We start from the raw sequence: 20,406 nt of genomic DNA, 5'->3' as shown, positions 1-20,406 counted from the left end.
ATGACGGATCGCAGCCAGACGGCTCACGACGCGACGGACTACAGCCGGCGGGTCGTCCTGGTGGGCGGCTCGGGCGTCGCCGGCGCCGCCAGCGCCCGGGCCCTGCTGAGCCGGGGCGCCGACGTCACCGTGCTGGACCGGGCCGCGTCGCCGGCGCTGGACGAGCTGGCCCGCGCCGGCGCCCGGACCGTGGTGGCCGGCGCGCCGCCGGCCGGGCTGCTCGACGGCGTCACCGATGTGGTCGTCTCGCCCGGCTTCCCGCCGACGCACCCGCTCGCGGTCGCGGCGGCACGGGCGGGGATCGAGGTGTACAGCGAGCCGGAGCTGGCCTGGCGGCTACGCGGCCCGGACGCCCCGCCATGGCTGGCGGTCACCGGCACCAACGGCAAGACCACGACGGTGACGATGCTCGCTGCCATCCTGCGCGCGGCGGGTCTGCGCGCGCAGGCCCTGGGCAACATCGGTCGTCCGTTGGTCGACGCAGCGGTCGATCCCGGCTACGACGTGCTGGCCGTGGAGCTGTCGAGCTTCCAACTGCACTGGTCCCGGCGGCTGGCGCCGCGGGCCGCGGCGATCCTCAACCTGGCTGACGACCACCTCGACTGGCACGGCGGCTTTGACGCCTACGCCGCGGCGAAGACCGCTATCTGGCGTTCGGCCACCCCGGCCGCCGAGGGAGTCGCGGTCGGCAACCTCGACGATCCACGGGTGGCGGGGCTGCTGCGCACGGTCACCGGCGATGTCGTCGGTGTGACGGCGGGCGATCCGGCCCCGGGCCAGTTCGGGGTCATCGACGGGGTGCTGGTCGAGCACGGCCGCTGCGCGGCGCCCACCGCGTTGATCGAGGCGATGGCGGTGCGTCCGGCCGGCGCCCACAACGTCAGCAACGCCCTGCACGCGGCCGCGCTGGCGCGCGCGCTCGGCGTGCCGTTCGGCGCGGTCGGCGATGGACTGCGTGGCTATGTGCCCGAGCCGCACCGTAACGCCCCGGTGGCTGACGTGGCCGGGGTGCGCTACGTCGACGACAGCAAGGCCACCAACCCGCACGCCGCGTTGGCGTCCCTGACCGGCTGTTCCCGGCTGGTGTGGGTCGCGGGCGGGCAGCTCAAGGGCGTCGATGTCGCGCCGTTGGTGGCGGAGGTCGCGCACCGCCTCGTCGGCGCCGTGCTGCTCGGGGTCGACCGGGGGCTGATCGCTGAGGCGCTGCGCCGACACGCCCCCGACCTGCCGGTGATCGAGGTCGCGTCGACCGATGATGGGGCGATGGGGGAGGCGGTTCGCGCCGCGGCTCGGCTCGCGGCGCCAGGGGACACGGTGGTGTTGGCGCCGGCGGCGGCGTCCAAGGACATGTTCGTCGACTACGCCGCCCGGGGCGAGGCGTTCGCCGACGCCGTCCGCGCGCTGGCGACCGGCGCGGCGAGGGCCGGCGCCGCGGGGGCCGGCGACCCGGCGGCGTCCGGATGAGCTCCGCTGAGCCGGGCGGCCGGGCGCCGATGCCGCTCGCTGGCGGCGTCGCAGCCCTGCGCGGGGTGCTGGCGCGTCCGCTGGCCTCCTACTACCTTCTGGTCTCCAGCGCGGGCCTGCTGCTGGTCATCGGCCTGACCATGGTTTTCTCGGCGACGAGCGTGAAGGCGTACGCCGAGGACGGGAACGCGTTCGCCGCGGTCAGTCGACAGGCTGTGTATGCGCTGGTCGGCATCGTCGGGTTCTGGGTGTGTCAGCGGCTGCCGGCGCGCACCTTCCGCTTCCTGGGCTACCCGCTGCTGGTCGTCACGTTCGGTGGGCTCATCCTCCTGGATCTGCTGCTGGTTCTCAAGGCGTTCCGGGTGCTGCCCGAGGCGCGGTTGGGGCCGATCTACGCCGACGAGTTGTGGCTGCACCTGGGCCCGGCGCAGATCCAGCCGTCGGAGTTCGCGAAGTTCGCGCTGCTGCTGTGGGGCGCGGACGTGTTGGCTCGCAAGGGCACCGCGATCGTGCAGTGGCGGGCGTTGACCAGGCCGCTGTTCCTGGCCGTCGGCCTGCTGTTCGTGTTGGTGGGTTACAACGACTTCGGCTCGCTGGTGGTCCTTCTGGCGTTGTTCGTGGGGATGCTGTGGGCCGCCGGCGTGCGGCTGCGGGTCTTCGCGGCGATGGCGGGGATCGGCGCGGTCGGGCTGGCGGCGTTGTTGGCGCTCCCGGGCAAGAGCGGGTACCGGTTGGAGCGGCTCACCTCGTTCAGCGCTGATCCGACCGTCTGTGGTCTGCGCGACTGTTACCAGGCGGTGCAGGCCCAGTACGCGATCGCCGACGGCGGCTGGTTCGGCGTGGGCCTGGGCAAGGCCAGCCTCAAGTGGGGCTGGCTGCCGGCCGGCCACAACGACTTCATCTTCGCCATCGTGGCCGAGGAGCTGGGTTTTGTCGGATGCACGGTGGTGCTGGCGTTGCTCGGCGTCTTCGCGTACACCGGCCTGCGGATCGCACGACGGGTGGCCGACCCGTTCCGCCGGCTCGCCGCCGCGGCGGCGATCAGCTGGCTGGTCGCGCAGGCGTTCATCAACATCGGCGGCGTGATCGGGCTGCTCCCGATCACTGGTGTCCCGCTGCCGTTCATTTCCGACGGCGGCTCGGCTCTGGTGGTGACCCTGGCCGCGGTCGGCATGCTCGCCTCGTTCGCCCGGGCGGAGCCCGACGCCGCCCGCGCCCTGCACGCCCGGCCGGCGCGCGGCTGGGTGCGGATACTCTGGGCGCCGTTGCCCCCGTTGGGGGAGTCCGGTCCGGCGGCCCCGCCGCGCGCGCCCCGACCTCCCCGGCCGACCTCTGGTAGGTCCCCGGCGGGCACGTCCCGCCGGGGAGAGGCTCCGGTGGGGGCGCCGCGGCGCCAGCCCCCGCGAGGGGGCGCAGGTCGGGAGAGGAGCCGTTGAAGATGGGCACGCTGCGGTCGGTGGTGCTTGCGGGCGGAGGCACCGGCGGTCACGTCTATCCGCTGCTGGCCTTCGCGGAATGCCTTCGTCGGCACGACCCGCAGGTGCAGATCACCTGCCTGGGCACGCCACGCGGGTTGGAGAACGAGCTCATCCCGCCGGCCGGGTACGACCTGCGCCACGTTCCGGCCTACCAGCTGCCGCGTTCGGTCAACGTCGACCTGATGCGCACCCCGCACCGGATGTGGCTGGCGGCGCGCGCCGCGGGCAAGATCATGGACGAGGTGAAGGCCGAGGCGGTGGTGGGATTCGGCGGGTATGTGGCGGTGCCGGCGTACCTGGCGGCATGGAAGCGCGAACTGCCCATGATCATTCACGAGGTGAACATGCCGCCGGGAGTGGCCAACCGGCTCGGCATGAAGATGACTAAGAACATCGCGGTCGGTTTCCCGCACCAGCTCGCCCAGTCCGAGGTCCTGCAGGGCGCCCGGCTCGTCGGCGTCCCGCTGCGCCAGAGCATCAGCACCCTGGACCGCGCCGGCCGGCGGGCCGAGGCCAGGGAACGCTTCGGGCTGCGCCCCGACCTGCCGACACTGCTGGTCTCGGGCGGCTCCCAGGGCGCCCGGTCGATCAATCTGGCTGTCGCCGGCGCCGCGCCGGCGCTCACCCGCGCCGGCGTCCAGGTGCTGCACGTCATTGGCGCCCGTAACGACGCTGTCGACATCCCCCAGGGCCTGCCCAGCCCTTATGTCACGCTGCCGTACCTGGCCGAGATGGAGCTGGGCTACGCCGCTGCCGACCTCATGATCGCTCGGGGCGGCGCGATGACCTGTGCCGAACTGTCGGCGATCGGGATGCCTGCCGTCTTCGTGCCGTACCCGCACTCCAACCGGGAGCAGTACCGCAACGCCCGGCCGGTCGTCGACGCCGGCGGAGGGCTGCTCGTCGATGACGCCGAGCTGACCCCCGGGCTGATCGAACACACGGTGCTGCCGTTGCTGGCCGATCCGTCCCGACTCGCCGACATGGGCGCCGCCGCGGCGGCGTATGGTCGCCGCGACGGCGACGAGGCCCTACGTGACTTTCTGCTCGAAGCCGTGAGCTGGTAAAGCCCGGTCGTGGACGAGAAGAGGACGTTGTGGACACCGCGAAGCTGACCCCGGCGGGCGTGCTGACAGCCGAGGAGTTGGGCGTCGTGCACCTGATCGGTGTCGGTGGCGTCGGCATGAGCGGTCTGGCCCGGCTGCTGCTCACCCGGGGCGTCCGGGTCACCGGCAGCGAGCTGCGGGAGTGGCCGGCGTTGGCGAGCCTGCGGGCGTTGGGCGGGGTTGTCCACATGAGTCACACTGTGGCCAACCTCGACGGCGTCGACACGGTCGTCTACTCGACCGCTATTCCGGACGACCACCTGGAGCTGGCCGAGGCGCGGCGACGCGGGCTGCGGGTGTTGCACCGCTCGGAGGCGCTCGCGGCGGCGATGACCGGGCGGCAGACCATCGCCGTGGCCGGCACCCACGGCAAGACGACGACCACCTCGATGGTGACGTTGATCTTCCAGCACGCCGGGGCGGACCCGTCGTTCGTCATTGGCGGGGAGATCTCCACCCCCGGGGCGAATGCTCACCACGGCAGCGGCGATCTCTTCGTGGCCGAGGCGGACGAGAGCGACCGGTCGTTCCTGCTGTACCGGCCACATGTGGCGATCGTCACCAATATCGAGGCTGACCACCTCAACACCTACGGGGACCTGGCCACGTTGGAAGCCGCCTTCGTCGAGTTTGGCGAGCTGGTCGACGTCGACGGTTTCGTCGTGGCCTGCGCGGACGACCCGGGCGCCCGTCGCCTCACCGAGGCGCTGCGCGCCCGTGGCCGCGTCGTGCACACGTACGGCCTGTCCCCGGACGCTGATCTGCGGGTCAGCGAGCTGGTCTCCACCGCCGACGGCGCCCGCTACCTGGCCGAGTTGGACGGCCAGCCGCTGGGCGGGTTCGCGATCCGGGTGCCTGGCGCTCACATGGCGCTCAACAGCGCCGCTGCGGTGCTCACGGCGCTGCGGCTCGGTGTGCCGGCAGGGTCGGTTGTGGAGGCTCTGGCGTCCTTTCCCGGGGTGCGTCGCCGGTTCGAGCGCAAGGGCGTCGCGGGCGGCGTGCGCGTCTATGACGAGTACGCCTATCACCCGACCGCGATGACCGCGGCGATGCGGACCCTGCGGGAGGTCGCCGGCGCGGGCCGGCTGCTGGTGGTTTTCCAGCCGTACCGGGTCTACCGGACCCGCGAGCTGCATGAGGAGATCGCCAAGGCGTTGTCCCTGGCCGACGAGGCGATCGTCATGGAGGTCTTCGGGCCCGGCGAGAAGCGGCTGCCGGGCGACGGCGGCGCCGCGCTGGCCGCATCGGTGGCGTTGCCGTCCGATCGTAAGGTTTTTGTCGACGCCTGGGTGGATGTTGCCGGCGAAGTGGTGCGCCGGGCCCGGCCGGGTGATGTAGTGGTGACCATGGGCGCCCCGCCGATCTCGATGCTGGGCGATGAGTTGCTGGTCGCATTGTCGGGAGGCGCCGCGGGATGACCGAGCCGGGCCGTCGTCGCTGGCGGTTGGTGCGCGCGCGCACCGACGCCGTGCCCGACTCGGTGCGTCGGTTCTCGCAGCGGGCCCGCCGTCGGCGGCTGCGGGCGGCGGCGCCGTGGCTGACGGCGTTCGGTGTCGCGGCGCTGTTGGCCGCTGGTCTCTGGATCGTGTACGACTCGCCGTTGTTCGGGGTCCGTGCGGTCAAGGTGTCCGGTGTGGCCGTGCTCACACCGTACGAGGTTTCGGCGGCCGCGGACATCCGGCTCGGTCGTCCGCTGGCCAGGGTGGACCTCGCCGCGGCGCGGCAGCGGGTCGAGACCCTGCCGGCGGTGGAGCGGGTCGAGGTGTCGCGGGACTGGCCGGCCGTGGTCCGGGTGCGGGTGTGGGAGCGCACGGCGGTGGCCGCCGCGCCGAGCGGCCGCGCCTTCCTGCTCTTTGACGGCGCGGGCGTGGTGTTCCAGCAGGCGCCGCAGCGGCCGGCCGGACTGCCGCTGGTGCGCCTGGCCCGTCCGGGGCCGGCGGATCTGCCGACGACGTCGGCGCTGCGGGTGCTCACGGCGCTGCCCCCCGAGCTGTCGCGGCGGGTGCGGGAGCTGGTGGTGGAGTCGCCGGCCCGGATCACGTTGCGTCTGCTCGACGGCCGGGTGGTCTTCTGGGGTGACGCCGCCGACAGCGAGGCGAAGGCCCGCACGACGCTGGCGCTGCTGAGCCGTCAGGATCGGCGGATCGATGTCAGCGCGCCGGACGTCGTCACTACGAGTCGCTGAACGACCACAGTGGCGGGGGTGTCGGGAACCTGACTCGCGTCCGTGCAGCGACACGCCGACAACATCCTTGGATCACGTCCGATGGACGCTTACGTTGCGGTTGAAGGTCAGTAGTTGACAACACTCTAAGGCTCTAGTAGAGGGTGAGGGTTTCCCCTCGCTCTTCTCCTAGCACGTGGTGGACGGCGGCGCGTCTGGCGGGCCGTGGTGGTCGTTCACCCGCAACCGGAAGGAACCCTGCCGGATGACACCTCCGCACAACTACCTCGCTGTCATCAAGGTCGTCGGAATCGGCGGCGGTGGCGTGAACGCGGTGAACCGCATGATCGAGGTCGGTCTCAAGGGCGTCGAGTTCATCGCGATCAATACCGACGCCCAAGCGCTGCTGATGAGCGACGCGGACGTCAAACTCGATGTCGGCCGGGAGCTGACGCGCGGCCTCGGCGCCGGCGCGCAGCCCGAGGTCGGCAAGAACGCGGCAGAGGACCACCGGGACGAGATCGAGGAGGTGCTCAAGGGCGCCGACATGGTCTTCGTCACCTGTGGGGAGGGCGGCGGCACGGGCACCGGCGGCGCGCCGGTCGTCGCGCAGATCGCCCGTAAGCTGGGAGCGTTGACGATCGGGGTGGTCACCCGGCCGTTCTCGTTCGAGGGCAAGCGTCGTCAGGTGCAGGCTGAGTCGGGGATCGATGAGCTGCGCAACCAGTGCGACACTCTCATCGTCATCCCGAACGACCGGCTGCTGGCGTTGGGCGACCGCAGCATGAGCATGATGGACGCGTTCCGGCAGGCTGACCAGGTTCTGCTGTCGGGCGTCCAGGGCATCACCGATCTCATCACGACGCCCGGCCTGATCAACCTGGACTTCGCCGACGTCAAGAGCGTCATGTCCGGCGCGGGCAGCGCGCTCATGGGCATCGGCAGCGCCCGGGGCGAGAAGCGGGCGGTGGACGCCGCCGAGGCGGCGATCTCCAGCCCGTTGCTGGAGCAGAGCATGGACGGCGCGCGTGGCGTGCTGCTCTCCATCGCCGGCGGGTCCGATCTCGGCCTGTTCGAGATCAACGACGCCGCGCAGCTGGTCACCGATGCGGCCCACCCCGACGCGAACATCATCTTCGGCGCGGTCATCGACGACGCGCTCGGCGACGAGGTCCGGGTTACCGTCATCGCCGCCGGCTTCGACGCCGGCGCCCCGTCGTACAAGCCGGCCGAGTCGGGCCGGGTCGCTCCGAGCCAGCCCTCGGCCGCGGCGGCGCCCGCTCCGCCGGTGGTGGCCGCGCCGCCGACGGTGGCGGCGACGCCGCCGCCGCGGCGGGTCCTGTTCGACGACGTCGATGTGCCGGACTTCCTCAAGAACGGCTCCTGACCCCAGCGATGGGCGCTGCGGCGATGACCGACGAGAGGCAACGCGAGCTGGCCGCGGGGCTGGCGGCGGTCCGGGAACGGATCGCCGCTGCCTGCGGCGCCGCCGGTCGGCCGTCCGACAGCGTCACGCTGATCGTGGTGACCAAGACCTACCCGGCGCAGGACGTGGTCCGGCTGGCCGGTCTGGGCGTGGCCGAGGTGGGGGAGAACCGCGATCAGGAGGCTGCGGCGAAGGCCGCGGCGGTAGCGGCCGCCGGCGCGGCGGTCCGGTGGCACTTCATCGGCCAGCTCCAACGCAACAAGTGCCGGTCGGTGGTCGGCTATGCGGACATGGTGCATTCGGTGGACAGCGTCCGCCTGGCGACCGCTCTGGGAGCGGCCGCAGCCGCGGGCCGGGTGGGCGCCGGTCGGCTCGACGTTCTCGCGCAGGTCTCATTGGACGGCCTGTCACACCGGGGCGGGGCGGTCGCCGGCGACGCCGTGGCGCCGGACCGCCAGCTTGACCGGGTGCTGGCGGCGATCGCGGCCGATGACGCCCTGCGGCTCCGTGGGCTGATGGCGGTGGCCCCGCCGGCCCCGTCGGCGGGGCCGGCGTTCGCGCGGCTGGGCGCGCTGTTCGCGGCGGTTCGGCAGCGGTATCCGCAGGTGGACGTGCTCTCGGCGGGGATGAGCGGCGACCTGGAGGACGCGGTGGCGCACGGGGCGACCCATCTGCGGATCGGCAGCGCTGTGCTGGGGGCGCGAGCGGCGCTGGAGTAGCCTGGCGCCGTTCGCAACCGTGAGTTACAACCGTGTTGTTTAAGCCGTCGTCGATCGGGCATCATCTCTCGAAGATCATTACCGGTGGTCGGCGCGGGCCTGGAGCCTGACCGGGCCGGGACGTCGGTGGGCGATGCGTCGGCGTAGGGATCAGCGGCGTGACCCGCCATGGCGGAACGTCGAGCGGAGCGAGGTGGGCGGATGAGCACTTTACGTAAGGCCGGGGTCTGGCTCGGGCTGATCGAGGACGACGACGATCGCGGCTACGGGGAGCGCGGCTACACCGAGCCCGCGTACCGGGAGAGCGGTTACCGCTCCAGCCGGTACGCCGAGGAGTTCACCGACGAAGACGAAGACGAGCTGGACGAGCCGCCGGTGCCGCGCGCCCGGTCGGAGCGACTCGACCCGGTCCGTGCCGACCGCGCCGAACGTACGGCGAGCGTCCGTTCGATTACCCGCCCAGCGCCGTCGACCGGCAACGGATACCCCAGTCGCGACAACGTCGCGCTGGCCCCGCAGCCAACCCCACGCGAGCGGGCGAGCGTCGCTGAGGACGACGAACGCCGCTACCAGATCACCACCCTGCACCCCACCACGTACAACGAGGCCCGCACGATCGGGGAGCATTTCCGCGACGGTACCCCGGTCATCATGAACCTCACGGAGATGGACGAGGCCGACGCGAAACGCCTGGTGGACTTCGCCGCGGGCCTGGCGTTCGGGCTTCGCGGTACGATCGAGCGCGTGACAAACCGGGTCTTCCTGCTGTCGCCGGCGAATGTGCAGGTCACCGCGGAGGACAAGGCGAAGATCGCCGAGGGTGGATTCTTCAACCAGAACTGACCCGGTCCCACTGACCCGTCCCGGCCCTCGGCCGCGCCGGCCCGGCGGTGTCGTCCGGGGCCGGCATAGAAGGAGCGGCGCGCGTGCTGTTGTCGATCGTCAGCCAGGTCCTGTATCTGGTGATCTACGTATTTTTTCTGGTGCTGCTCGGTAGGTTCGTGCTTGAGGCCGTGCTCCAGTACGGCCGCCGGTGGCAGCCTGGCCGCGGCGCGTCCGCCGGGATGGAAGCCGTGTGGAGCGTCACTGATCCGCCGCTGCGGGCGTTGAGGCGTGTGATCCCCCCGTTGCGAGTTGGTACCGTGAGCTTCGACCTGGCCTCGCTAGTACTGCTGGTTATCCTGTTCGTGCTAATGAATTTGCTCAAGCTCGCTTTCTGACGGCCGTTTGATCGTCTGCCAGCGAGCCGCGCGGCCGCGACTGACCCGAGGAGTTTCGATGCCGCTGACCCCGGCTGACGTTCATAACGTCGCCTTTAAGAAGCCCCCGATTGGCAAGCGGGGGTACGACGAGGAGGAGGTCGACGCCTTCCTGGACGAGGTCGAGCGCGAGCTCGCCCGTCTGATCGAGGAGAACAACGAGCTGCGCGCCCAGGTGGAGCGCGGCGGAGGCCGTGCGGCCCCCGCGGGCGGCGCCGCCGACCCGCGTCTCGCCGCCGAGCTCAACGAGCTCAAGGCCCAGCTCGACCGGGTGCAGCGGGACAAGGCCGCCGCCGAGCAGGCCGCCCGCGCCATGCAGGCCGACCTGGAGCAGATGCGGGCGCAGGGCCCCGGACCGTCGATCAGCGCAGGTCCGGTCGTGCCGGTCTCCGGCGGCGACGGCGAGCAGCAGGCGCTGCGCGTTCTCATGATGGCGCAGCGGACCGCCGACGACCACGTCAACGACGCACGTCGTGAGGCGGACAAGCTGTTGTCGGACGCCCGCGGCAAGGCTGAGGAGGTGACCCGGGAGGCCCGCGCCAAGGCGGACGCGTTGGAGCGCGACGCTCGGCAGCGCCATCAGGAGGCCATGGGCGGCCTGGAGGCCAAGCGTTCGGCGTTGCAGAAGCACATCGAGGAGCTCAAGCAGTTCGAGCGCGAGTACCGCACCCGACTCAAGGCATACCTGGAGAGTCAGCTGCGCGACCTGGACGGTCGCGGGCAGGGACTGGAGGCCGAGATGACCCGCGCTGAGGGCGGTCGGGGCGTCGGCGGCGGCGGCTTGGCCGCGGCTGGACTCTCCGGTCCCTACGGTCGGACCGGCATCGACGCCGGCGGCCGCTGACCCGCCTGATCTGAGCCGATGCGGCGGGGGTGAGCTGTGGTTGTAGCAAGTCTGGCGCTCATCCTCGTCGCTATCGTGCTCGTCGTCATCGGCCTCGCGAGCAGCTCCGGCGGCGTCCTGATGTCCTCGATCGCGGTCAGCTTGCTCGCGGCGGCGGCGTTGTTCGCCGGAGTTCGGCAGACCGCCGCCAGCCGCCGAATGGCGCGGGCGTCCCGCCCGGCGACGCCGGTCCGTGACCGTCCTGGCGGCGGCCACGACCTTTCGCCCGGCGTCAAGGCCAGGCTCGCGGCGTTGCCGGACGCGGTGGCGGTCACCGATGCGCCGCTCAGCTTCCACCTCCCTAACTGCGCCCGCCTGCCTCCTGGTGGCTTCCGCCTGATTCCGGTGGCCACCGCCGCCGCCGCGGGAATCCGTCCGTGCCACAGTTGCGACCCCGCTGCCGCTCTGCTTGCTAGCCTGCCCCGATCATGATGGCCCGGTCCGCTCCGGCGACAGTGGCCGTACGGGTCAAACCCGGCGTGAGCCCGACGATCTGGCCCGCCGGGTTGAGCGACTACGGCGGCCCGTGGGCTGAGGGCGTGCGTACGACCGGCAAATGAGGCGTTCACGTTTGGATCGACCCAGGCGGGTTAATCTCCCCCGGCATCGACGCGTGACAGTCCATCGGGCCCGGGCGCTGGCGCCGGAGCGGCGTGTTGTCGCTGGCGTCGCGGTTACGTATCGTTGCCAGCCATTGGAGTGCGTGACGGCCCGGTCGCGCACCGTTTCGCAGGTGGGGGGCCTCATGGCCGAGCGGGCGAAGTCCGTGCGCGAAGCGGCGGTCGAACCGAAGGGCGCGCGCGGCGGCGCTGAGCCTACTGACCCGGCCCGACCGACGAAGCGGAAGCCGGCGGCGAAGGCCGAACCTGTCGCGGAGGCGAAACCCGTCACGAAGCCCAAAGCGAGCGGCGCCGCGGTGGTGGGCGCCGCCACGGCGGAGCCGGTAGTTTCCTCTGCGACGAGCCCTACGGCGTCGCGGCGCCGTAGGTCGGGGCGCACCGACCCGGCTGTCTCAACGCCATCCACCGCCGCCAGCCGAACTGAGGGAGCGACCATGTCTAAGGCCGCCGCAACCCGGAGCACCTCCGCCCGCGCCGCTACCGCCCCGCGGCAGGCACGCACCGAGGCGGAGACCACGCGGATCCGCACCGCTCTGACCGAGCGCAAGGACGAGCTGACGGCGGAGTACGTCCAGACGATCGCCGAGTTCACCGAGCTCCAACGCGAGCGGCTGACCGACTCCGCCGGCGACGACCAGGCCGACACCGGCACCAAGACGTTCGAGCGCGAGCAGGAGATCACCCTCGCGAACGGGCTGATGGAGCGCATCACCCAGTTCGAACGGGCGTTGGAACGGCTGGACGAGGGCGGCTATGGCTGGTGCGAGCGCTGCGGCAGCGCGATCCCGGTGGAACGGCTGGCGGCGTTTCCCGCGGCGACGCTCTGCGTGACCTGCAAGCAGCTCGAGGAGCGGCGCTAGTAGATTTCACCGTCGGGCCCGCCGCGGGCCCGACGGCCGTTTGGGGAGGACCACCGTTGATAGAGCCACGCACGACCGCTGATGGCCCGCCGTCGCGACGGGCCATCAGTCTGTTGCTGGCCACCGGCGCGTTGGTGTTGCTCGCCGACGCGGTGACCAAGCAGCTCGCGTTGGCCCACCTGGAGCAGCAGCCGCCGGTCCAGTTGCTGGGCGGCGCGGTCTACCTCACCCTCACCCGTAACAGCGGGGCCGCGTTCAGCCTCGGCCAGGACCACACCTGGATCTTCACGATCATCACGGTCGTGGTGCTGGGCGCGTTGGCCTTCTTGGCCCGTGGTCTCCGGTCGGTGGCCTGGGCGGTGGCGTTGGGCCTGGTGTTGGGCGGTGCCGCAGGCAACCTCGCTGACCGGCTGTTCCGCGCCCCGGGCACGTTCGTCGGCCATGTGGTCGATATGGTCTCGCTCTTCGATGAGCGGGGCGCCGTCTGGCCGGTGTTCAATCTGGCCGACAGCGCGCTCATGATCGGGGTCGGGACAGCGGTCTTCCTGGAGTTGACCGGGCGCCAGCGTGACGGCCGACGGCTTCGGCCCGGTCATCCGACCGCTCCGGACGCGGCGACAGCGCCTGTCGCCGGTGACGCGCCCGTTGCCAAACCTGACCAACCGACCAACGACCGTGACGCGGCGAGCGGAGCTACCTCATGACCGGACAGACCCGCACCGTGCCGGTGCCCGACGGTGTGGACGGGATGCGACTTGACCAGGCAATATCCCGCATCTTCGGACTGTCCCGCACGGCCGCCACCGCCGTGGTCGACAACGGCGACGTTCTCATCGACGGCGTCCGCCGTGGCAAGTCCGACCGGGTGAGGGCCGGAGGCTGGCTGGAGGTGACGTTGCCGTCGGCGCCCGCGCCGGCCGAGGTGCGCCCGCCGCAGCGGGTCGAAGGTCTTCGGGTGGTCTTCGCCGACGACGACATCGCCGTCGTGGACAAGCCGGTCGGGGTGGCCGCCCACGCGAGCCCGGGCTGGACCGGGCCGACGGTGACGGCCGGGTTGGCCGCGCTGGGTCATCGCATCTCCACCAGCGGCGCCGCCGAGCGTCAGGGCATCGTGCACCGCCTCGATGTCGGCACCACCGGCCTCATGGTCGTCGCGAAGAGCGAGCTGGCGTACACGATGCTCAAGCGGGCGTTCAAGGAGCGTGACGTCGAGAAGCGCTACCACGCGCTGATCCAGGGCCACCCCGATCCGTCCCGGGGAACGATCGACGCGCCGATCGACCGGCATCCGAATCTGGACTACAAGTGGGCGGTCGTCTCCGGCGGCAAGCCGAGCGTCACGCACTACGACACGATCGAGGCGTTCGCCGCGGCCAGCCTCATCGACGTCCAGCTGGAGACGGGCCGGACGCATCAGATCCGGGTGCATTTCTCAGCGATGCGGCACCCTTGCGTCGGCGACATCACCTACGGCGCCGATCCCACACTGGCGGCCCGGCTGAGCGTCGCCCGGCAGTGGCTGCACGCCCGTGAGCTGAGGTTCGCGCATCCCAGCGGCGGCGAACCGGTGCGGTTCGTCAGCGAGTATCCCCAGGACCTTGCCGAGGCGTTGGCGAAGCTGCAACGGACCGGGTGAGCGGGTGGGCTTAGCCGACCTGACTCGTCGTCTCGATGAGCGGGCACTGCCGGTGATCGCCGAGGGAATAGTCCACTGTGGCCGCGTGATCCACCGGCGGCGGCGGATGGTCTTCGCCGGCGCCCTGGCCACGGCGCTGCTGCTCGCCGTCGGAATCTGGCGGGTGAGTCTGGCGGACCTGCCGGCCAGCCAGGCGACCGAGGCGCGGGTGGGCGTGGCGGCTGGCGAGAGCCTTCCGTCGTATGCGTCCGCCAGTCGTCAGGAGCTGCGGTCGATGACGCGGTCGAGCCCGGGTGTCGAGATGTACGCCCTTGTCACGCTGTCGGCGTATCTGGCCCCGGACCGGGTGGCGCCGGTGACGAGCGGTGTGTCGGTGTCGGCGGTGTTCGTTCGTGTGCCGTTGCCGCGGTCTCCTGTCCGGATTGCTCGGATCGACGCGTTCCGGGTGCCGGCGGACGTGCTGTCGGGCATGCAGCAGCTGGCGTTGCGCCGGGAGGGGGAGGTGCTGGACATGGAGGAGCTGTTGCGGGGGCTCAAGGGCGGCGGCGAGGCCCAGCGTCGCCTGCGTGCCTCCTACCTGACGCAGCAGCAGGCGGCCGCTGCCGAGGCAGCCGCCTACCGGGGTGGTTGCTCCTGTGTGTACGCGTTGGTCGTCCGGGCGACGCCGGAGGCGCTGTCGGACGTCGCGGGACGGGCCGGCGTCCGGATGGTGGACCTGGCGCCGGAGGTCGGCCGGATCGATCGGGCGGTGTTCCTGCCGCCCCTTCCCGAGCAGCGCGGACCTTCCTAGTGACAGTGGTTCGTCCCGTTCTGTCACCGTGAATAATCTAGCTAAATCGCCATGAATCGCATCTCCGGCCGGTGTGCCTACGTTGAACCTGCCGGCGGGCGCGAACGGTCCGCCGCCGGCGGCGCGCGCTCGTTGTCGGCTGTGGTCTGACAACGGTTTCGTCCGTAGCCTGTGACTGGGCCGGAGGAACGGTGCTGGGAGGCGATCGTGGAAGGCACCGACACCGGACGGGACCGGCCCGCGCCACCCGCGGCTCGTTGGCGCGCTCTGCTCGACCGGGCGCGGCAGCGCGGCAGCGAGGCGTCACCGGACCCGGGCGATGACCTTTCCTGGCTGGCCCCTGACGCGAACTGGCCCCAGCCGGACTCCGCACCCGGCCGCGCGGCCGGGCGGGTCGCGCCCTCGCCACCACGGTTGTTCGAGCCGGTGCTGTTCGAGCCGCCTCCGGCGGCCCCGTTCGACCCGGCGAGCGAGGAGCCCACGGACCAGCTGCCGACGCCCCCTCCTCCCCTGGACGCTCCGAAACCGATCCGGACGATGTCCGCCCGGTCCATGCCTCCAGCGTCGACGCAGCTGCTTCCGCTCATCTCCGCCGCCCCGCCCCGCGCGCCGGCGCCCCCGCCCCGCGCGCCGGTACCCCTGCTCGCCGGCTACGGCGGGCAGGTCGAGTGGCGGAAGGCGGCTCAGGCGTCCGACGATCCGGCGGTTGTGCTGCGGCGAGGGTTCGGCCGGCCCCGGGTGGTGGCGTTCGCCAATCCCAAGGGGGGCGTGCACAAAACCACCGCCACGGTCCTGGCCGCGGCGACGGTCGGCGCGGTCCGGGGTCGTGGCGTCATCGCCTGGGACGACAATGAGCTGCGTGGCACGCTCGGCCTTCGCGCAGGCACCGCCCGCCACGCCCGCACCATCCGCCATCTGCTGGCCGACCTCGCGGCGGTGGAGCGCCTTCAGGGCATCGAGCTACGGGAGCAGCTTGACGCCTACCTGCGGCACGCCGCTGACGCCTCCTACGACATCCTCGCCGGGGAGGAGGACCCGCGCTTCGCCACCCGCCTCGACGCGGAGACGGTGCAGCGGGTGTTGGACCTGCTGCGACGAACCCACGAGGTGGTGTGTGTCGACACCGGGAACAACGTCCAGAGCCCGAACTGGCAGACGGTGTTGCGGGAGTGCGACCAGCTGGTGATCACCACGGTGCCGCGCGAGGATGCCGCGTTCGCGGCCGACTGGATGATCGACCTGCTGCACGATGTCGGGCTCGGCGAGCTGGCGGCCGGCGCCGTCACCCTGATCTCGGAGGCGTCCCCGACGCGATCGCCGCTACATGACGACCTGGAGCGGCACTTCGCCGCGCGTACCCGGGCCGTGGTGTCGGCGCCGTACGACCCGGCCCTGGAATCCGGATCGTCGATCGACCTGCCCATGCTGGCGGACGCGACCCGGCGGCGGTGGCTGCGCGTGGCGGCCACCATCATGGCGCCGTTCGTCGATTCCTGAGCTGGGCGCGCTCTTTCCAGAGCTAGACGCGCTCAATTCATTGACGAATATAGAACTGTGCCGACGTCAGGCTTTTTGATCATCCCATAATCGGGGCGACGGTCGTCACAGTGAATGCTGTTCGGCGCGCGGCCGACACCGACCGTCCTTTATAGTCAGGCCGTTGTCCGCGACCATTCTCGGCGGCCGGGGGTTCCGTCGGAAAGTCGCGGTGTTCATCCGATAGCCATTTATTGATAGGTGGTAATTAACATGTTGAAGCGCATTTTCGGAGTCGTCGCCGCTGTCGCCGCTGTCGTCGCGATGAGCGTGTCCATGGCCGTCCCGGCGCAGGCCGGCGAGGCGGGTGGTCGGTTGTACGTGAACGCCGAGATCTCGGTCTCCGGCCCCGGCGTCGATGAGGTCACTACCAGCACCCTGCGCTGCAAGCCGGTCGGCGGGACGCACGCCAACCGCGTCGCGGCCTGCCGCGAGATCGACCGTGTGGACGGCCAGCTGGCCAAGGTCGACCGGGAGTGGAACTCCATCTGCACCAGGGAGTATGCCCCGATCCTCGTCCGTTTCTCGGGCGTCATCGGAAACGATCGCTACAGCTACGAGCGCGAGTTCGGTAACCCCTGCATCTTCGCGGACTCCGCCAGCGTTCTCTGGCAGATCTGACCGACTCGGTCATACCGGTGGGCTGGGACGCATTCGGTCGGTAGCGTCGTCTACCGACCGAATGCGTCCGCCAACCGACGTTCGACGCACCCGGGTCGTGCAGTTGGGACCGCGCCACCACGGGCGCCGCGCGCCAGCGCCGGCGCGATGGTCCGGTGACACGCCCGGCGCCCTCGACGCGCCCGTGCGTCCCGACCGGCGCTGTCGGCGGGGACCGATAAGGTAACCCCCGGTCATCGGGCTGGAGGTCCTCGCGTGTCGGATTCGTTCGTCCACCTGCATGTGCACACCGAGTACTCGATGCTCGACGGGGCGGCCCGCCTCGGCGACCTGTTCGCCGAGGCCAGACGCCTGGACATGCCGGCCCTGGCGATGACTGACCACGGCAACCTCTTCGGCGCCTACGACTTCTACCAGCAGGCCGTCAAGGCCGGCGTCAAGCCGATCATCGGCCTTGAGGCGTATGTGACCCCGAACACCCCCCGGCAGGACCGGGTCCGGGTGCGGTGGGCCGACGGCGGCGAGAACGACGTCTCTGGCGGTGGCGCCTACACCCACATGACGATGCTGGCCGCTGACGCCGAGGGCCTGCACAACCTGTTCCGGCTCGGCTCGCGCGCCAGCCTGGAGGGCTACTACTTCAAGCCCCGAGCCGACCGCGAGCTGCTGCGCCAGTACGGCAAGGGGCTCATCGCCACCACCGGCTGCCCCTCCGGCGAGATCCAGACCTGGCTGCGGATCGGCGACTTCGACAAGGCCTGCGCCTCGGCCGGGGAGTTCGCCGACATCTTCGGCAGGGAGAACTTCTACCTGGAGCTGATGGATCACGGGCTGGACATCGAGACCAGGGTCAGGGCCGACCTGATCCGTCTCGGCAAGCGGCTGAACCTCAAGCCGGTGGCCACCAACGACCTGCACTACACCTTCGCCAAGGACGCCGACGCGCACGAGGTGCTGCTGTGCGTCCAGTCCGGGTCGACAATGGCCGACCCGAAGCGGTTCAAGTTCGACGCCCGTGACTTCTATCTCAAGTCGGCCGCCGAGATGCGGGCGCTGTGGGACGCCGAGGTCCCCGGCGCCTGCGACAACACCCTGGAGATCGCCGAGAAGATCGGCGACTACTCGTCGGTGTTCGCCTCCCGGAACCTCATGCCGCAGTTCCCGGTGCCGGCGGGGGAGACCGAGGAGACGTGGCTGCGCAAGGAGGTGCTGCGCGGGCTGGAGCGCAGGTTCCCCTCGGGCGTCCCGGACGGTCACCGCCGGCAGGCCGAGTACGAGCTGGACGTCATCCTCACGATGGGCTTCCCCGGCTACTTCCTGGTCACCGCGGACCTGGTCGCCTACGCCAAGCGCGAGGGCATCCGGGTCGGGCCGGGTCGTGGCTCGGCCGCCGGTGCCCTCATCGCCTACGCCCTCGGCATCACCGAGCTGGACCCGATCCCGCATGGTCTGCTGTTCGAGCGGTTCCTCAACCCCGAGCGCGTCTCCATGCCCGACATCGACATGGACTTCGACGAGCGTCGACGCGGCGACATGATCCGGTACGCGACCGAGCGCTACGGCGAGGAGCGGGTCGCCCAGATCATCACCTACGGCACGATCAAGGCGAAGGCCGCGATCAAGGACGCCGCGCGGGTGCTCGGTTATCCGTTCGCGATGGGGGACCGGATCACCAAGGCGATGCCGCCGGCGGTGATGGGCAAGGACATCCCGCTCGGGGGGATCTTCAACCCCGACCACCCGCGCTACCCGGAGGCGACCGAGTTCCGCGCCCTCTACGACACCGACGCCGAGGTCGCCAAGATCGTCGACACGGCGAAGGGCCTGGAGGGCCTCAAACGCCAGTGGGGTGTGCACGCCGCCGGCGTCATCCTGTCCCGCGATCCGCTGGTGGACGTGCTGCCGATCCACAAGCGGGAGCAGGACGGCGCGATCATCACCCAGTGGGACATGGGCGCGTGCGAGAACATCGGCCTGCTCAAGATGGACTTCCTGGGCCTGCGCAACCTCACGGTCATGGACGACTGCCTGGAGTCCATCCGGGACAACCGCGGCATCGACCTGGTCCTCGAAGAGCTGGCCCTCGACGACAAGCCCACCTACGAGCTGCTGGCCCGCGGCGACACCCTCGGGGTGTTCCAGCTCGACGGCGGTCCGATGCGGTCGCTGCTGCGATCGATGATCCCGGACAACTTCGAGGACATCTCGGCCGTCCTGGCCCTGTACCGGCCAGGCCCGATGGGCGCCAACGCCCACAACGACTACGCCGACCGTAAGAACGGCCGCAAGCCGGTCGTGCCGATCCACCCCGAGCTGGCCGAGCCGCTGTCGGAGATCCTGGGCGACACCTACGGGTTGATCGTGTACCAGGAGCAGGTCATGGCGATCGCCCAGCAGCTCGCCGGCTACTCGCTCGGCGCCGCCGACCTGCTACGCCGCGCGATGGGCAAGAAGAAGAAGGAGATCCTCGACAAGGAGTACGTGCCGTTCTCGCAGGGCATGCGGGACAACGGCTACTCCGACGCGGCGATCAAGACCCTCTGGGACATTCTGGTCCCGTTCTCGGACTATGCCTTCAACAAGGCCCATACCGCCGGATACGGCCTGGTCTCCTACTGGACGGCGTACCTCAAGGCCAACTACCCGGCCGAGTACATGGCCGCCCTGCTCACCAGCGTCGGCGACGACAAGGACAAGTCCGCCGTCTACCTGGCCGAATGCCGCCGGATGGGCATCAAGGTGCTGCCGCCGGACGTCAACGAGTCCAACGCCCGGTTCGCCGCCGTCGGCGAGGACATCCGCTTCGGGCTCGCCGCGATCCGCAACGTCGGCGGCAACGTCGTCGAGGCGATCCGCCGGTGCCGGCGGGAGAAGGGCGCGTACGTCGACTTCTACGACTACCTGCGCAAGGTCGACGGGGTGGCCTGCAACAAGAAGTCGATGGAGTCGCTCATCAAGGCCGGCGCTTTCGACTCGATGGGACACCCGCGGCGGGCGTTGCTCGACATCCATGCCGACGCCGTCGACTCCTTCATGGACCTCAAGAAGAACGAGGCCGTCGGTCAGTACGACCTGTTCGGCGGCGGGGGTTTCGGCGACGCGGCAGAAGCCGGGCCGGGCGCGGCGATGGTCGTCACCCCGACCATCCCCGCCCACGAGTGGGACAAGACCCAGCTGCTGGCGTTCGAGCGGGAGATGCTCGGCCTGTACGTGTCGGACCACCCGCTGTTGGGTGTGGAGCATGTGCTGTCCGCCGCCGCCGACATGCCCATCGCCGCGCTCAACGAGGAAGGCACGGTGGCGGACGGCGCGGTGGTGGCGCTGGCCGGCATCCTGTCCGGGGTCCAGCGGCGGATCACCAAGCAGGGCCGGGCCTGGGCGTCGGCCAGCCTGGAGGACCTCGGTGGGGCCGTCGAGGTGCTGTTCTTCCCCAACACCTACGAGGTCGTCGGGCAGTACCTCGCCGAGGACGCCATCGTGGTCGTGCGTGGCCGGATCGACCGGCGAGACGATCAGCCCCGGCTGATGGCGATGGACCTGTCAGTGCCGGAGATCACCGCCGCCGACGAGGTGAAGCCGCTGCTGCTCACGCTGCCCGCGCCGCGCTGCACGCCGCCGGTAATAGACCGGTTGGACGAGGTGCTCACCAGCCATCCGGGCAACGCCGAGGTGCATGTGAAGCTGGTGGGGGCCGCCGGGACGACGTTGCTTCGGCTGCGCCCGTACCGGGTGTCGCCGACGACCGCGCTGAAGGGTGACCTCAAGGCGCTGCTCGGCCCCAGCGCGGTAGCCGGCTGACGGGAGCGGCACGGCGGTCGATCTGGCAAGCTGTGGGCTCAGGCTC

The 20,406-nt window shown here is 70.8% G+C and carries 18 protein-coding genes; all 18 read left to right on the top strand.

Going from position 1 to position 20,406, the window contains the following annotated elements; genetic code table 11:
* Positions 1 to 1,464 (top strand): UDP-N-acetylmuramoyl-L-alanine--D-glutamate ligase, encoded by a 1,464-nt coding sequence (gene murD / locus ABD287_RS06320; protein WP_344169673.1) that lies wholly within the window; start codon positions 1 to 3, stop codon positions 1,462 to 1,464.
* A complete protein-coding gene (locus tag ABD287_RS06315; RefSeq protein WP_344169670.1) occupies positions 1,461 to 2,900 on the top strand; it encodes an FtsW/RodA/SpoVE family cell cycle protein in 1,440 nt (479 codons plus the stop codon). The genes murD and ABD287_RS06315 overlap by 4 nt, the downstream gene beginning before the upstream one ends.
* Positions 2,901 to 2,902: 2 nt before the next feature.
* Positions 2,903 to 4,009, top strand: coding sequence for an undecaprenyldiphospho-muramoylpentapeptide beta-N-acetylglucosaminyltransferase (murG, locus tag ABD287_RS06310; protein WP_344169668.1), 1,107 nt, complete (start codon positions 2,903 to 2,905; stop codon positions 4,007 to 4,009).
* Between the two features lie 29 nt (positions 4,010 to 4,038).
* The gene (murC, locus tag ABD287_RS06305; RefSeq protein ID WP_344169665.1) at positions 4,039 to 5,466 is read left to right on the top strand and encodes a UDP-N-acetylmuramate--L-alanine ligase; all 1,428 of its coding nucleotides are present in this window, start codon (positions 4,039 to 4,041) and stop codon (positions 5,464 to 5,466) included.
* Entirely contained in the window at positions 5,463 to 6,233 is a 771-nt protein-coding gene (locus tag ABD287_RS06300; RefSeq protein WP_344169663.1) for a cell division protein FtsQ/DivIB, read from the top strand. Before murC ends, ABD287_RS06300 begins: the two co-directional genes overlap by 4 nt.
* A gap of 244 nt (positions 6,234 to 6,477) precedes the next feature.
* Positions 6,478 to 7,599 carry a cell division protein FtsZ gene (gene ftsZ, locus ABD287_RS06295; RefSeq protein WP_344169661.1) on the top strand — a complete coding sequence of 374 codons (1,122 nt, stop codon included), beginning with the start codon at positions 6,478 to 6,480 and terminating at the stop codon, positions 7,597 to 7,599.
* A gap of 8 nt (positions 7,600 to 7,607) precedes the next feature.
* Positions 7,608 to 8,357: a YggS family pyridoxal phosphate-dependent enzyme gene (locus ABD287_RS06290; RefSeq protein WP_425565511.1), complete on the top strand. Its 750-nt coding sequence runs from the start codon at positions 7,608 to 7,610 to the stop codon at positions 8,355 to 8,357.
* A gap of 201 nt (positions 8,358 to 8,558) precedes the next feature.
* Positions 8,559 to 9,200 (top strand): cell division protein SepF, encoded by a 642-nt coding sequence (locus ABD287_RS06285; protein WP_344169656.1) that lies wholly within the window; start codon positions 8,559 to 8,561, stop codon positions 9,198 to 9,200.
* Positions 9,201 to 9,286: 86 nt separating this feature from the next.
* Positions 9,287 to 9,577, top strand: coding sequence for a YggT family protein (locus tag ABD287_RS06280; RefSeq protein ID WP_344169890.1), 291 nt, complete (start codon positions 9,287 to 9,289; stop codon positions 9,575 to 9,577).
* Between the two features lie 58 nt (positions 9,578 to 9,635).
* On the top strand, positions 9,636 to 10,460 hold the full coding sequence (locus tag ABD287_RS06275; RefSeq protein ID WP_344169653.1) for a DivIVA domain-containing protein: 825 nt from the start codon (positions 9,636 to 9,638) through the stop codon (positions 10,458 to 10,460).
* 36 nt (positions 10,461 to 10,496) lie between these two features.
* On the top strand, positions 10,497 to 10,931 hold the full coding sequence (locus ABD287_RS06270; RefSeq protein WP_344169650.1) for a hypothetical protein: 435 nt from the start codon (positions 10,497 to 10,499) through the stop codon (positions 10,929 to 10,931).
* A 622-nt stretch (positions 10,932 to 11,553) separates the two neighbouring features.
* Positions 11,554 to 11,979, top strand: a complete 426-nt coding sequence (locus ABD287_RS06265) for a TraR/DksA family transcriptional regulator (RefSeq protein ID WP_344169647.1) — start codon at positions 11,554 to 11,556, stop codon at positions 11,977 to 11,979.
* Complete coding sequence (lspA, locus tag ABD287_RS06260; RefSeq protein WP_425565515.1) at positions 11,943 to 12,683, top strand: signal peptidase II; 741 nt, start codon at positions 11,943 to 11,945, stop codon at positions 12,681 to 12,683. The genes ABD287_RS06265 and lspA overlap by 37 nt, the downstream gene beginning before the upstream one ends.
* Positions 12,680 to 13,615: an RluA family pseudouridine synthase gene (locus ABD287_RS06255; protein ID WP_344169644.1), complete on the top strand. Its 936-nt coding sequence runs from the start codon at positions 12,680 to 12,682 to the stop codon at positions 13,613 to 13,615. The genes lspA and ABD287_RS06255 overlap by 4 nt, the downstream gene beginning before the upstream one ends.
* Before the next feature lie 4 nt (positions 13,616 to 13,619).
* Complete coding sequence (locus ABD287_RS06250; RefSeq protein WP_344169641.1) at positions 13,620 to 14,405, top strand: hypothetical protein; 786 nt, start codon at positions 13,620 to 13,622, stop codon at positions 14,403 to 14,405.
* Between the two features lie 207 nt (positions 14,406 to 14,612).
* On the top strand, positions 14,613 to 15,902 hold the full coding sequence (locus ABD287_RS06245; RefSeq protein WP_344169638.1) for a MinD/ParA family ATP-binding protein: 1,290 nt from the start codon (positions 14,613 to 14,615) through the stop codon (positions 15,900 to 15,902).
* 252 nt (positions 15,903 to 16,154) lie between these two features.
* Entirely contained in the window at positions 16,155 to 16,562 is a 408-nt protein-coding gene (locus tag ABD287_RS06240; RefSeq protein WP_344169635.1) for an SSI family serine proteinase inhibitor, read from the top strand.
* A gap of 255 nt (positions 16,563 to 16,817) precedes the next feature.
* A complete protein-coding gene (dnaE, locus tag ABD287_RS06235) occupies positions 16,818 to 20,360 on the top strand; it encodes a DNA polymerase III subunit alpha (RefSeq protein WP_344169632.1) in 3,543 nt (1,180 codons plus the stop codon).
* Positions 20,361 to 20,406: the final 46 nt, after the last annotated feature.

Source organism: Pilimelia columellifera subsp. columellifera, from assembly GCF_039532605.1.
Classification (GTDB): Bacteria; Actinomycetota; Actinomycetes; order Mycobacteriales; family Micromonosporaceae; genus Pilimelia; species Pilimelia columellifera.
This window is presented reverse-complemented; position numbering and strand designations above follow the sequence as displayed.

Bases quoted from the DNA above. Each gene is read 5' to 3' on its own strand.
- murG (WP_344169668.1), top strand. From the start codon at position 2,903: ATGGGCACGCTGCGGTCGGTGGTGCTTGCGGGCGGAGGCACCGGCGGT.
- ABD287_RS06290 (WP_425565511.1), top strand. From the start codon at position 7,608: ATGGGCGCTGCGGCGATGACCGACGAGAGGCAACGCGAGCTGGCCGCG.
- ABD287_RS06275 (WP_344169653.1), top strand. From the start codon at position 9,636: ATGCCGCTGACCCCGGCTGACGTTCATAACGTCGCCTTTAAGAAGCCC.
- ABD287_RS06240 (WP_344169635.1), top strand. From the start codon at position 16,155: ATGTTGAAGCGCATTTTCGGAGTCGTCGCCGCTGTCGCCGCTGTCGTC.
- ABD287_RS06285 (WP_344169656.1), top strand. From the start codon at position 8,559: ATGAGCACTTTACGTAAGGCCGGGGTCTGGCTCGGGCTGATCGAGGAC.
- ftsZ (WP_344169661.1), top strand. From the start codon at position 6,478: ATGACACCTCCGCACAACTACCTCGCTGTCATCAAGGTCGTCGGAATC.
- ABD287_RS06265 (WP_344169647.1), top strand. From the start codon at position 11,554: ATGTCTAAGGCCGCCGCAACCCGGAGCACCTCCGCCCGCGCCGCTACC.
- ABD287_RS06300 (WP_344169663.1), top strand. From the start codon at position 5,463: ATGACCGAGCCGGGCCGTCGTCGCTGGCGGTTGGTGCGCGCGCGCACC.
- murD (WP_344169673.1), top strand. From the start codon at position 1: ATGACGGATCGCAGCCAGACGGCTCACGACGCGACGGACTACAGCCGG.
- ABD287_RS06255 (WP_344169644.1), top strand. From the start codon at position 12,680: ATGACCGGACAGACCCGCACCGTGCCGGTGCCCGACGGTGTGGACGGG.
- ABD287_RS06315 (WP_344169670.1), top strand. From the start codon at position 1,461: ATGAGCTCCGCTGAGCCGGGCGGCCGGGCGCCGATGCCGCTCGCTGGC.